At 39.8% G+C, this 13,504-nt stretch carries 14 protein-coding genes; 3 read left to right on the forward strand and 11 right to left on the reverse strand.

Features of this window, described 5'->3' with window-relative positions:
- Positions 1-53: 53 nt before the first annotated feature.
- From AA0Y26_RS19630 to AA0Y26_RS19655, 6 genes are all read right to left on the reverse strand, one after another.
- Positions 54-257 (reverse strand): hypothetical protein, encoded by a 204-nt coding sequence (locus AA0Y26_RS19630; protein WP_413363699.1) that lies wholly within the window; start codon positions 255-257, stop codon positions 54-56.
- A 43-nt stretch (positions 258-300) separates the two neighbouring features.
- Positions 301-1,707: a SpoVR family protein gene (locus AA0Y26_RS19635; protein WP_413368320.1), complete on the reverse strand. Its 1,407-nt coding sequence runs from the start codon at positions 1,705-1,707 to the stop codon at positions 301-303.
- Between the two features lie 36 nt (positions 1,708-1,743).
- Positions 1,744-2,907, reverse strand: a complete 1,164-nt coding sequence (yhbH, locus tag AA0Y26_RS19640) for a sporulation protein YhbH (RefSeq protein WP_413363700.1) — start codon at positions 2,905-2,907, stop codon at positions 1,744-1,746.
- Between the two features lie 163 nt (positions 2,908-3,070).
- On the reverse strand, positions 3,071-4,966 hold the full coding sequence (locus AA0Y26_RS19645) for a PrkA family serine protein kinase (RefSeq protein ID WP_413368322.1): 1,896 nt from the start codon (positions 4,964-4,966) through the stop codon (positions 3,071-3,073).
- A gap of 279 nt (positions 4,967-5,245) precedes the next feature.
- On the reverse strand, positions 5,246-5,437 hold the full coding sequence (locus tag AA0Y26_RS19650) for a gamma-type small acid-soluble spore protein (RefSeq protein ID WP_413363701.1): 192 nt from the start codon (positions 5,435-5,437) through the stop codon (positions 5,246-5,248).
- 83 nt (positions 5,438-5,520) lie between these two features.
- On the reverse strand, positions 5,521-5,739 hold the full coding sequence (locus tag AA0Y26_RS19655) for a hypothetical protein (protein WP_413363702.1): 219 nt from the start codon (positions 5,737-5,739) through the stop codon (positions 5,521-5,523).
- Positions 5,740-5,976: 237 nt separating this feature from the next.
- On the opposite strand from AA0Y26_RS19655, the gene AA0Y26_RS19660 reads away from it, so the two are divergent.
- Positions 5,977-6,930 carry a rhodanese-related sulfurtransferase gene (locus AA0Y26_RS19660; RefSeq protein ID WP_413363703.1) on the forward strand — a complete coding sequence of 318 codons (954 nt, stop codon included), beginning with the start codon at positions 5,977-5,979 and terminating at the stop codon, positions 6,928-6,930.
- A gap of 80 nt (positions 6,931-7,010) precedes the next feature.
- Here the strand turns inward: AA0Y26_RS19660 and AA0Y26_RS19665 are convergent, their stop codons facing one another.
- The 3 genes from AA0Y26_RS19665 to AA0Y26_RS19675 all read right to left on the reverse strand — a co-directional run bounded on the left by AA0Y26_RS19665 (position 7,011) and on the right by AA0Y26_RS19675 (position 9,887).
- Positions 7,011-7,469 carry a DUF2262 domain-containing protein gene (locus AA0Y26_RS19665; protein ID WP_413363704.1) on the reverse strand — a complete coding sequence of 153 codons (459 nt, stop codon included), beginning with the start codon at positions 7,467-7,469 and terminating at the stop codon, positions 7,011-7,013.
- Positions 7,470-7,681: 212 nt separating this feature from the next.
- A complete protein-coding gene (locus tag AA0Y26_RS19670) occupies positions 7,682-8,830 on the reverse strand; it encodes a TcaA second domain-containing protein (RefSeq protein WP_413363705.1) in 1,149 nt (382 codons plus the stop codon).
- 13 nt (positions 8,831-8,843) lie between these two features.
- On the reverse strand, positions 8,844-9,887 hold the full coding sequence (locus tag AA0Y26_RS19675) for a DUF5105 domain-containing protein (protein ID WP_413363706.1): 1,044 nt from the start codon (positions 9,885-9,887) through the stop codon (positions 8,844-8,846).
- 553 nt (positions 9,888-10,440) lie between these two features.
- On the opposite strand from AA0Y26_RS19675, the gene AA0Y26_RS19680 reads away from it, so the two are divergent.
- Both AA0Y26_RS19680 and AA0Y26_RS19685 read left to right on the forward strand, forming a co-directional pair.
- On the forward strand, positions 10,441-10,800 hold the full coding sequence (locus AA0Y26_RS19680; protein ID WP_413363707.1) for a hypothetical protein: 360 nt from the start codon (positions 10,441-10,443) through the stop codon (positions 10,798-10,800).
- Between the two features lie 296 nt (positions 10,801-11,096).
- A complete protein-coding gene (locus AA0Y26_RS19685) occupies positions 11,097-11,690 on the forward strand; it encodes a DUF2628 domain-containing protein (protein WP_413363708.1) in 594 nt (197 codons plus the stop codon).
- A 73-nt stretch (positions 11,691-11,763) separates the two neighbouring features.
- On the opposite strand, the gene AA0Y26_RS19690 is transcribed toward AA0Y26_RS19685, so the two are convergent.
- Together AA0Y26_RS19690 and AA0Y26_RS19695 are read right to left on the reverse strand one after the other, a co-directional pair.
- Complete coding sequence (locus AA0Y26_RS19690) at positions 11,764-12,348, reverse strand: helix-turn-helix domain-containing protein (RefSeq protein ID WP_413363710.1); 585 nt, start codon at positions 12,346-12,348, stop codon at positions 11,764-11,766.
- A 294-nt stretch (positions 12,349-12,642) separates the two neighbouring features.
- A complete protein-coding gene (locus tag AA0Y26_RS19695; protein WP_413363711.1) occupies positions 12,643-13,491 on the reverse strand; it encodes a methyl-accepting chemotaxis protein in 849 nt (282 codons plus the stop codon).
- Positions 13,492-13,504: the final 13 nt, after the last annotated feature.

The following is a 13,504-nucleotide window of genomic DNA, read 5'->3' on the forward strand; positions in this document are numbered from 1 at the left end:
CATCTACCTGAGTTTCTCTTATTCCTTTAACTCACATAGCATGTAAAGAAGACTTACTGTAAGATTGCCCGTGCTGCTGAGCAATCTTCTGCCAATTTACAAACGATTTCTGTTGTAGCTGAACAGCAATCGGCCACGATATAAAACGTTAATACTGTCTTTATGGAGCTAAGCCAGGATGTCCAAGAATTCAGCGGAAACAATAAAGCAATTTTAGCTTTTATAGCAGATGAACGTTTACATAAAAATAGCGCCATATTCCTTGCAGGGCTTTCCTACACGGTCATGGCGCTTCATTATTTACTTCATGCTCCGGTAATTCTTCTTCCCATCATAGGAGTAAAGCATCGGCTTAGCTTCTATACAAGTCTCCAAATGAACGGGACGTCCCCATAGCTGATAAATATAAGGCAGTACGTATTCCAAATATTTTGGATCAAGCTCCGTTCCTTCATAGCCGTGCTTTAAATATAGTTCCCCATTTTTAGCGAAGTCTCCGTTTTCTACAACGATGTATGGAAAGCCGCCATTGACACGCATGGAAACGAGCTGATCGCGGACATGTTCATAGTCCTTGTCAGTGACCCGATATTCATTGCCCTTTTTCTCAAACAAATAAAGGTCTTCCTGCGCTGCTAGTTCCTTTTTCAAATAGTTACGGATAAAGGAAATATCAGACTCAATTTCCCGCACCTCAAAAATTTTCTCACGTCCGGAGTTTGGTTTTATCCCAGCCTTCTTCATTTCTTCCGTTGGCTGGTCATATCGCTTCTCGATATCCTCAAAAATCTTCAGTCCTAAGTAGTACGGATTAATTGTTGTCTTAGACGGCTGGACAACGCCTGCATTCAATTTCGCAAATTCAATCGTTTCAGATGCCGTTAAATTCAGTTCACGCAAGATGCGCTGATGCCAAAAGGATGCCCAGCCCTCATTCATAATTTTTGTTTCAAGCTGCGGCCAGAAGTATAGCATCTCTTCACGCATCATCGTTAGAATGTCTCGCTGCCAATCCTCCAATTCTCTGCTGAATTGTTCAATGAACAGCAGTAAATCCTTTTCGGGCTTTGGGGGGAACGCTTTTTTTCTTCTTCGCGGCATCTCCTCTTTCTCTTCTTTTTCATCCAAGCTCCAAAGATCATCGTACGTTGTTTTAGGAACGATGATTTCCTCTACTTCCTCTTCCAAATCATAATTTTCCATCAGTTGTTTTGGTCTTAAAATAGAAGGATCAATATGCTCCTGAATAGAGAGTACAGCATCAATAAACCGTTCCACCTCATCCTTTCCATACAGCAGCTCATAGTGGGCAATCCGTTCTGCGGTAGCAGTCATGCTTTCCACCATATCCCGTCTTGTGTTGGAGAATCTAATATTATTTTTGAAGAAATCACAGTGTGCCAAGACATGGGCAATGATCAGCTTATTTTGAATAAGCGTATTCGTATCGAGCAAAAATGCGTAGCATGGATTGGAATTGATGACAAGCTCATAGATTTGACTCAGTCCTAAATCGTATTGAAGCTTCATCCGATGAAACTGCTTTCCAAAGCTCCAATGTGTATACCTGGTAGGCATGCCGTATGCTCCAATGGTATAGATGATATCAGCTGGACAAATTTCGTAATGCATAGGGTAAAAATCAAGCCCGAAACCTTTTGCAATTTCGGTAATTTCATCGATGGCCCGGTAGAGTTCCTTTTCCATCAACTATATCCCCCCTTAGTCATTGAAGTCCTTCATCTACATGGAAGGGTCTGCTTTTTTGAAAAAAGCCTTCAACGCTTTATATACATCGCTCTTCTGCTTTAAAATATAATGGCGAAAATGCGGATCATCGATCTTTCGGTAATTGGACATCATCGTGGAATAGCGTCCATGAGGATTGACTTCCCCGTAGCCGAACATGCCGGATACTTTCATCAGCTCCTGAACGTAGCGCAGACATTTTTCATTGTCAGATGACAAATTCTCTCCATCCGAGAAATGAACAGGGTAAATATTATATTTAGCAGGGCTATATTTTTCCTTTATTAGTTCCAGCGCTTTTGCGTAAGCTGAGGAACACATTGTCCCGCCGCTTTCTCCTTTTGTGAAAAATTCCTCCTCTGTCACGACCTTGGCTTCCGTATGATGAGCAATAAATGCAATTTCTACGGTTTCATAGTTGGTACGCAGGAATCTGGTCATCCAGAAGAAAAAGCTTCTTGCACAATATTTCTCAAATTGCCCCATCGAACCACTTGTATCCATCATCGCAAGCACGACGGCTCTGGATTCCGGCTTTTCCTCTTCGTCCCATGTTTTAAATCGCAAATCATCATTCTGAATCGGAGCAATAGACGCCTTTCCACTCATTGCATTGCGCTTTATCGCGGAAAGAATTGTTCGCTTCTTGTCGATATTGCCCATCAGTCCTTTTTTTCGAATATCATTGAATTCAATTTTTTCAATAGATATATCAGCTGTCTCTTTTTGTTGTAGATTCGGCAGTTCCAGCTCGCTGAATAGCATGTTCTCTACTTCTTCTAAACTTACTTCTGCTTCATAATAATCTTCACCTGGAGCATCACCTGCTTCTTTGCCGCGCCCCGGTCCCGGCTTTCCTTGACTTCCATCCCGTGCCAGCACATCTCCGACTTTGCTATCGCCCTTCCCTTGGCCAACGTGCTTCGTTTTATCATGATTGTAGCGAATTTTATATTCATCCAATGAGCGGATTGGAATTTTTAACACCTCACGGCCATTGGACATAACAATGCTTTCCTCACTAATTAAATCCGGCAGATTATTTTTAATGGCTTCTCTTACCTTTTCCATATGACGCTGCTGATCCTGATGGCCTTTGCGATGGAGTGACCAATCTTCTTTAGAGACGACGAAACGATTATTTTGATTTTCACTCATTTTTATCTTCCTCCATCCTTTTATTGTCCGGCTTTCCAATCAAAAGGCCCTAAACTACAGGGGGCACTTTTTATATTCTATGAAAACTTTTCAGATTTTTGCGACTAATTTAAGTAAGAAAAAAGAGCGCCCAAAAAATCATTGGGACACTCCGTTACACCATTTAACGATTTAGTAAACTACCTACATACTGCAGTAATTCGTTTGCAGAAGTAGAATTATAGCCATGCTCATCGATCAATGTCGCAATTACTTCATTGATCTTTTTCAACTGTGATTCATCAGGCGTTTTTGTGGAAGTCGTAATTTTTACGACGTCTTTTAAATCTGCAAACATTTTCTTTTGAATTGCCTCTCGCAATCTATCATGGGAATCGTATTCAAACCGTTTTCCTTTACGCGCGAATGCTGAAAGCCGAATTAAAATTTCTTCGCGGAATGCTTTTTTCGCATTTTCCGAAACTCCGATCTGTTCCTCAATCGACCGCATTAATTTTTCATCCGGATTCATTTCTTCTCCTGTAAGGGGGTCGCGTATCCTGTTCTTATTACAATAGGCCTCTACATTATCCAGATAGTTATTCATCAATGTTTTTGCTGATTCCTCATATGAATACACAAATGCCTTTTGGACTTCACTTTTCGCAATTTCATCATACTCTCTTCTAGCAACCGCAATATAGTTCATGTACTTTTCCCGGTCCTCTGGAGAGATAGAAGCGTGTTGATCGAGCCCATCTTTCAGCGAGCGAAGGACGTCTAACGCATTGATGGACGATACTTCTTTCCGGATGATAGCTGAAGAAATACGGTTAATGACATAGCGTGGATCTATGCCATGCATACCTTCTGTTGGATACTCCTTTTTTAACTCTTCAACATCAACTGCATTATAGCCCTCTACACTCTCTCCGTCATATAGACGCATCTTCTTCACTAAATCGATGCCCTGTTTCTTCGGAACTTCCAGCCTTGTCAACACAGAAAAAATAGCGGCTGTTTTCAAAGCATGAGGGGCAATATGCACATCTGCCATGTCACTATCCTTAATCATCTTTTTATAGATGCGCTCCTCCTGGCTTACCTTTAGATTATAAGGAATAGGCATGACAATAATTCTGGAATGAAGTGCCTCATTCTTTTTGTTAGAAATAAAAGAACGGTACTCTGTTTCATTCGTATGGGCGACAATCAGTTCATCTGCACTGATTAACGCAAAACGTCCGGCCTTGAAATTTCCTTCTTGTGTTAGAGACAGTAGATGCCAAAGGAACTTTTCATCCAGCTTTAAAATTTCTTGGAACTCCATCATACCTCGGTTCGCCTTATTTAGCTCGCCGTCAAAGCGATAAGCACGGGGGTCTGATTCAGAACCGTATTCCGCAATTGTTGAGAAATCGATACTTCCTGTCAAATCAGCAATATCCTGTGATTTAGGGTCTGATGGAGTAAATGTTCCAACACCTACACGTTTATCTTCTGAGAAGAAGATACGTTCGACCAAGACATTTTCAATACGGCCATCATATTCCTGCTCTAAGCGCATTGTATTCAGCGGCGACAGACTTCCCTCGATTCGAATACCATACTCTTCATAAAAATCATCCCGTAAATGATGAGGAATAAGATGAAGCGGATCTTCATGCATCGGACAGCCTTTAATTGCATAAATGGCGCCCTCATCTGTACGTGAATATTGCTCCAGTCCTCTTTTCAGCAATGTCACAATCGTTGATTTCCCTCCACTTACAGGACCCATCAATAGCAATATTCGCTTTCGAACATCAAGTCTTCTTGCAGCTGGATGGAAATATTCCTCCACCAATCGTTCAAGCGCTGTTTCAAGTCCGAAGATCTCCTTACCGAAAAAGTGGTACATTTTTTGTCCATCTCTTTCTTCTATCCCTGCACTCCTAATCATACTGTACACCCGCGAGTGCGCTGTTTGTGCAACTTCGGGCCGTTCTTTTACAATTTCCAAATACTCTGCAAACGTTCCTTCCCACTTCAAGCGACTTTCTTCTTCACGGTAATTTCTTGCCTTGTTTAAAATGCTGATAGCCATCCCTCCATTCAGGAGCATGTTTCTACCATATTATGAACTGAGACAAAGTATGATACCTAATCATTTTGACAACTTAAAATATCGGTCAGAAATTCGATGGGATTGCCTTTTCAAAATAAGAAATAAACCGTATAAAAAAGAGCGTCCGAAAAGTCATTTCGAGACGCCCTTTTGCTGTGAAGACTGATTGTCTTTTATGCCACTGCCCTAGAACAATGCTTCTTAGCGGATATTGATTAATGACAAGAGAGTTGTTCACTCAGAAATTTCTTCTTAATTATCGGAATGGATATGCTTCTTTACTTGTTCAATATCCGTATTACTATAAGCAGCTGTACCTTGTCCGCCTGTCCGAGCAAGAACCTCTAACACTTCTCTATAAGACAATCCCGACTCGGCATTTTTTCTCTTCACTTCTTCTACATCCGTATCTAAAGAAGCAAATTCCTCCTTATCCTGATTCATACGCTAACCTCCTAACTATTTTTCGTTAGGGTCCCTCAGAAAATCATTCTTATGATAATGGACTGTAAAAATTAATTATTGTCCTATTTGCTTTTATCTACTCGATGGTATTCGGAAATTTGAACCACTCTTACATTTTTTGTATTCAGCTCATGGTAAATACCTCGACTATCCGTAAAGGAAATATATTGATCGCGTTCACTGCGGATAAGCTCTTCCGCCTCCTCCTGAGACGCTACATGAATGAACCTTCTGATATAATGCTCCTCATCAAAAAAATACGTAACTTTAAATTCTTTCAATTTCCTCTCCCCCTTTAGCTGTTAGCTGCTTTATTATTTTTCCTTTTAAAAAATTGACCCTAAGCAACTAGCGCTTTTTTACGAAGATAATTTCCAAAAGCTAAGATAAACTTATCCTTTAAAGGACAAATTCAGTCTTATTACTGATAGGTAAAATGCTCTTTTTCGTTTATTATGTAAGTATACCTTTTTAGCTATCAGGTATATCTTGCAAATATGAATGATAGGTGAATGAATATGAATTATCAAATTTTATTATATTACCATTACACAACGATTGAAGATCCTGCTGCATTTGCACAGGAACATTTACAGCAGTGTAAAGACCTTGAGCTGAAAGGACGAATCCTTGTAGCAGGTGAAGGGATTAACGGCACTGTATCAGGCACAGTAGAACAAACAAATGCCTACATGGAAATGATGAAGAACAACCCATTATTTGACGGTATTGTCTTTAAAATTGATGAGGCAGAGGGACATGCGTTCAAAAAAATGCATGTACGTCCGCGGCCAGAGCTTGTTAACTTAAGCCTGGAGGATGATGTTAACCCGCATGAAATTACAGGTGAACATTTATCACCTGCCGAGTTTTTAGAACAGATGCAGCGCGAAGATACAGTCGTGCTGGATGTGCGTAACACATATGAATATGATGTCGGCCACTTCCGCGGAGCAATCCGTCCAGATGTTGAAACGTTTCGTGATACACCACAGTGGGTGCGCGAAAACCGTCAATTATTTGAAGGCAAACGCGTGTTAACTTATTGCACAGGTGGTATACGCTGTGAAAAGTTCTCCGGCTGGCTAAAACGAGAAGGTTTTGAGGATGTTGGGCAGCTGCACGGCGGTATTGCCACATATGGTAAAGATCCTGTTACAAAAGGACAGCTGTGGGATGGTCAAATGTATGTATTCGATGAGCGTCTGACTGTACCAATCAATCAGGTCGAGCATGTTATTGTCGGGAAGGACCACTTTGACGGTACGCCTTGTGAGCGTTATATTAATTGTGCAAACCCTGAGTGCAACAAGCAAATTCTTTCATCAGAGGAGAATGAAGCAAAGCATTTAGGAGGCTGTACAATCGAGTGTACGAAGCATGAGCGAAACCGTTATATTGTAAGGCATGGCCTTTCTGGGGAACAAGTGCAGGCAGCTATTTCTCAATTAGAAAAAGAACTGCAAGCATAAAATACTTTCTATATAAGTTAGCAAAAGCGTATGTGGAATTTTCCACATGCGCTTTTCGTTATAGTTACTCTCCCATCGAACTATACATCAGCGCTGATCAGCTTATAGTCTTTTCCAAAGGAAGCATGAATCCGATGCCCCCCAAATAAATCCCCATCTTTATACTCGCAATAGATATGGTCGGGAGCGATTTGAATGTCACAAAGAGTGATTGCCTCCTCAAATGCTTCTGGTGTTATATCATACTCTCCTGCATCTACTGCATCCCAGTCTAGCTTTTCATCATTCTCATCATATACAGGCCAAAAATCATTTTTATAGTTTACCAACCGTCCTGCTATAGCCCTTTTTGCTTCTTCGTCGAATTGTTCGATACAATGAAATAGTTTTTCCGCTCTCTTAAGCAGCGCTTGGACATCCGCCTGCCCATCCAGTACCTCTATGCTCCATCGTCTACCTCCTTGATCTAGCCAATATGATTTATTCCCCTCATCAAAAGTGAAAATGCCCATCCATTCACTAGTAATCGTTTTCCTCATCGACCCATCTCTCCTTTTCTGGTATGGTCAGCTATTTTATCATAACTGTCTGCCCTTCATAGATTAGATCAGCAAAAAAGCTGCGGCTGCCATTTACATATAAACTAAGTACATAAAATAACGGCCTTAACCTTCTAGAAGGTTAAAGCCGCAGATGTGTCTTTGTGATTTTTACCAAGAGATAACTTTTAAATAAGTTTACCCCTGTCCTTTTATATGTTAGATGCGGGATTGCTGTTTTCTGAACGAACCCACTTCAATCCATCATCTCGGCCCTCTAACTTTAGTGTTTCTTTCCAATCTTTATGTTCATCCGTATTTCTATCTGTCTCGATAAAGTCATTGATCAGCCATTTCTTCTCATCCTTGTCGTACACAAGATATAAATCCCGAATCAGCTCATAGGAAATATCCTCAAAATCAGGATAATCAACAAGCTTTATTTTCCGTGTATACGTAACATAAGTCGTTACTTCAGCCGACCATTTACCATCAAAGTAATTGACGGTAAAGTCGTCTAAATTCAAAACTGCCCCGGCATATTTCGAGTGAAACTCATCAATATAATCAGCTGCCTCCATGTATGCGGAACTGACTAAATCCTGCGAATACGCCATTTCCTCAGCTGTAGCATCTAAATTTGTAAATGACTCTAAATTAAACTCCGTCGTTTCAAAGACAGACATGTCGTAATTGAATGTATCAACAGCTGCGACAAGGTCATTTTTCGTTTTTTCATTCTGCTTCACAAGACTTTTTGTGTCTACGATATACGTGATGATGTCATTACCCCATACATCTACTTTTTTTGTTTCTGTAAAATCTCCCAGATCATTTTTTACAGTCAAAGCAATGGAATAGGTGCCAGGAAGGAAAGGACCATATAAGCCATCTTCATTTTCTTTAAAGTTCAACTTGGACTTATCGATATTGAAGTTAACGGTATCATCCTCATTATGACCTGACACTTTAACGGACGCTGTCTTCACTAGTAATTTATAGTTTTTTGTCAGTCCCTTTTTCCCGTCCAATATAAGACTGATTGGCTGATTCGTTTTTGCGTAGTCCCTCTTTTCCAATTGTTTATGCAAACTATCCTTGATTGCTTGATAGCTGTGGCTATTTGCTTTTAAATAATCAACAAGCGCTGCAGTAGATTGAGCATCTACAACAGTCTCCGATTGATCAGGAACGATAAGTTCCTTCAGCATGTCTGGCTTTTCTTCTTCGATTGCTGTTTCAAATTGGGCAATGATTTTGTCAGGCTTATTCAGCTGACTAACGAAAAACACCGCACCTGCTCCAATGACAATAACCGAAACAACAGATAAAGCGATAATCAGAAGTGCTCTTTTAGACATACGTCATCGCTCCTTAATAGCCTCGGCCTTTAGCGAAAACATCTACCATCTCTTCACTGTTGTAATGATCCATATTGACTGTCCATTTCCCATCTTTTTCAACCATTTCAATTTCTAATGGACGTTCTGCTTTCTTCAGTTCCAAAGAATTAATGATGGAATCTAATTTTGAAAACGCATATTCATCACGTTTTTTTCCATCGTACTCCCCTGTATTATCAAGATATTCCTCTCGATAATCACTAATTTTATCGTATAGATTACCAAGCGGAAGTGAAGAATATTCTAGTTTTACTTTCGCTTTTCCATTGGCATTTGCCATTGTAGCAGCCTTTATTTCTACTTTTTGCGCCATAGCCGTTTTGTAAATAGCGTATTGTTTTGCAGCCTCTTCTTTTGATATTTCCAAATCATAGAACGAATCACCAAGCGATTCTTTAAAGGCATTTGCCCCAGCATCCTGAAGTGCCTGCTTATCAGCAACTACCATTTTTTCATAGTCCACATTTTCTTTATCCAAGTAGATTGTTTCGATATATGCGACTAATGCCTTTGCTGGATTGTCTAGGTTATCGAAGCTCTCTGTATATTCCGATGTATCTAATGTAACACTGACTTCTTTTTCTTTCTTTGTTTCCCCCATGATATATGGCGCTACACCAATTTCGTATTCTTTGTCTTTTTCAGCTTGGAAAATAAGCGTTACTTCCTTTGCCTTCCCTGCACCAATTTCATCCCCTGGAGAGGAATCAAATCCTAAATCTGCATCATAGACAGGCTCGATTGTAAGCTGTTTATCTCCATCATATACTTTGATTTCAGAATAAGTTGAAACGTTTATTGTCGAGTCTGATTTATTTTTAATGTTAATTGTAACAGCAAGCGGATTTTTCTCGCCTTCACCATCAATTGATTCACCTTGATCCCCAAGTAAAACAAATGATGCTTTCTCCACTTCTACCTCTACTTTCGCCCCGCCTGCTGCGCCTGTAGAAGAGCAGCCTGCTAAAGCAACCATACAAATTAAAAACAATGTAAAAAATCCTAACCTTTTCATCCTGTTAAATCCTCCTCACCAACTAACATTGGGATAATCATACAATTCAGGTTACAATATATTAAATTGTTGAAACTTCAGTCAATGTGTCGATAGGATTATACACAATATGACAAAATAAGGGTGTTTAATAAAATGAGTTGAAAATACACAGAGGAACAAACAATATTTAATAAAATGTAAAAGGATAAATTGGGCAGAAAGGTACTAAAACCCTATTGGTACATTAAAAAGTACTTACTCATGCCTGGCAATTATTTTTTTGAGATAACGCCAATTATCCGCTAATCAACAAAGTAAACAAGCCATGATCAGCTTCATTTTTTATTTGAAAGGTTAAAACAAAACTTGCGATAGGCATATACCTCCAGCTATCATGTGCAACCTTCATAATATAATTTAGAAATAGCTGTATGCATATTTTTCTAAAGAAAGGGGTCCAGCTATGTATTATTTGTATCAACCTCATCATTATCCATCTCCTTATGGACAGATCGCTTATCATCCCTTTCCCGTTTCCCCGTCTATAGATCCTGAACTTTTGAATCGCCCTATGTCTCACCGCAATGCTGCAACTGCTGCGCCGAAACGCTTACTTCCGACTGCTCAGAAACCTGAATTTCCTCCTGTCAACCCTAATCATTTATATGAATCAGCCCAAAGCTCCCGTAAGCTCATGTCAGAAGCAAGTATTTTACTTGACCGCTTGGCTACTTCCAAAGAATTTGATGCTAAGTTAATGGAGGCTGCCCAACGCTCAGATACAGCGGAAGTTACTCGTTTAATCCGCTCGCTCGGCATCACGGCGAATGTAGATGCCCAGTACAACCCAGATGGCCTTCGCTTAGAGTTCACATCAACAATAGATGGTGTTGAATGTTGCCGATTGCTGATTTCACTGCGTTGGCGCTAACATACAGCAGAGACTTGTCTAATGCATTTGTCCCAAAAACTCACCTTCTGTTCCCCCCCTTCATACTAAGCTTTATGGATAGAACAGCCATTTTTCAGACTATTTGAAGCAGATAAAGATAGATTTCCTATTATAAAAATCAAACTCTTTTTCCTATAGCAGCTTTATTAAAATAGATAAAAAGAATCGTAATGCCAAAATTATTCATAACATGTTTATAATTGTAATATATTTACTTTGGCCGCTGATCTTTTTAAACTTATATTCTATTATGTAAAGCTTTAGGGGGAGATATATTGCACCAGACAAGGAACGGTCATACAGTTACAGAAAAGTATAACCATCAAGGCAGCGAGGCTAATTCCAACGAACCTTCTTCAGTGGAAACAGCGCTGAAACAAAAAAAATCCTTTTTTAATAGTTCAAAACTGATTCAACATAATGATCATGTAGAGCATTTATTAGGGTTATTTGCCGGTGATGACGGGCGAGAGTACTACCTGAAAAAATGGGCACAAGCAAGGCCGACATGGAATTGGGCTGCATTCTTTTTCTCATTATGGTGGCTGGGTTACCGGAGAATGTACATACCGCTTATAACGATTCTGGGCGGATTCTTATTCCTTCATATAGTGACAGCGCTATTCAATCTTGACTTCAGTAAAATAGACGGTTTGTTAAGGTTAGCTGTCATGATTTCTCTTGGTATATCCGGAAACTCCATTTACCGGCAGCACGCAATAAAAACTATCAACAAATATAAAAATAAATATGAACATCAGGAAACATTAGAAGAGCGCATTGCTTCAAAGGGCGGGATTAGCTTTGAGAGCTTCATGATTTCTAATGTGATAATCATAGTTTATATAATCATTTTGGGATTACTGTAGAAATGGAGCAGTTGGAAAACCAGGTAAAAGAGCTGTCCAGAAAGTTTTATCCTTCTGAACAGCTCTTTTTTAGCTATATAAATTGGTAAAATAAACCATGTTGTGTGCAATACCAAAGCAGTGTGCCTCGTTTACGCATGGGTAAACGTGTTTGCAGTGCCCATTCTGGATACTGCTTTATAATGTGCACCTGATCTCCTGTTGCAAAAGCAATAAATGATATAAAATGATCTTTGTTCATCGGATGATCGCTTGAAATAAACCATTCGCCATCTGCTTGTGTAACTTCCAGTTTTTCTTCGTCTACCGCTTTCGTCGGCACACAAGCCTCCAGTTTTCTACCACAACAAGAAATCGTTGCGTTTCCTGTAGATAAAACAATGTTATGACAAGATGGGCAAACAAAATAGCTCGACTTTTTCATATTTCCTCCTACAAAATCATTTGTCATAAGTTCACCGACTAACATATCCTCTATATTTACACCCAGAAGGGCAGATAACTCCGGCAGCAAAGATACATCTGGGCATCCTTGGCCTCGTTCCCATTTCGAAATGGTGCGGTCAGATAGATGCATCTGCTCTGCCAGTTCTTTCTGCGTCAACCCTTTTTCCTTCCGCAATGTAGAAATCAAACTACCAATTTTGCTGTAATTCATCTGTTCACCTCCAGCTACTTTCATCATAGTTGCTAATTACTTTTCCGGCAACAAACGCTCCGTAGAGTATAAAACTCTCCTTACTGCAATACATGTTGAAAAACCTGTTAAGATTTGGAGACTTTCTATTGCCACAGATTGCAACAAAAAAGGCTGCAAACAACTTGATAAAATCAAAATGTTTACAGCCTGCAATATATGCATATCAAAAATATACTTGTGTAAATAAGTTATCTATAAAGCGCTATTTACGCCGGATAGCCTTTCCTAGTGATCTTGGATGAGCACAGTTTCTTACTTTTTCTTGCTATCCCCATATAAAGTCGCTTCAGCTAATTGGGCTAATTCTTGAGCCTTTGTACTAATTTCCTGAATTGTAGCTGAAAATTCTTGAATGGAGCCTGATTGGGTATCAGTTAGCGTATTGATTTCACCAAAGGCCTGGTTCAACGTTACAAGAAGTCCATGAATATTTTTCGTTATATCATTAATTTGATTTACATTTTCTTTTGAATTCGTTGCAAGCTTCCGAATCTCATCGGCTACTACCGAAAATCCTTTCCCTACTTCTCCCGCCCGTGCTGCTTCAATTGCAGCATTCAAGCCTAAAAGGTTACTCTGGTCAGATATGCCCTTTACAACTGAAGAAATCTCACCAATTTGATTGGCGCTTGAGCTAACATCCTTCATTTGGCCGGTTATATCCGTTACACGATCGGCAAGCTGGGTAACGGACTCACTTATATCTTCAACGGAAGCCGCTGTCTGTTCAACGATTGCCGAAAAGCTTTCTGCCATTTCAAATAACTTATTCGCTTTTTCCAAACTAGTCCCAATTCCTACACCACCGACCACTTTACCCTGGTCATCATGAAGCGGGAGGGCACGCGCGATCAATGGAAATCCAAATAACTCTTTTGGGAGGGTTGCTGATAAAGGCCGATTCGTTTTAATAGCATTTGTCACAATATCGCCTTCCATCAATGGGTCGCCAGGGCTTACATTTAAAGCGAAGGTTTTTCCTGGAATATTGATGATCAGTTTTTCTGTATCATAGATTCCCACGGTAATATCATCATGGATCAGATCATTTAGCAATGGAGCTATTTTTATAAATGCATTTATAACTTCATGTTGTGACATCGCTTTCCACTCT

Origin of the sequence: Lysinibacillus canaveralius, assembly GCF_047301505.1 — a bacterium.
Lineage (GTDB): Bacteria > Bacillota > Bacilli > Bacillales_A > Planococcaceae > Lysinibacillus_B.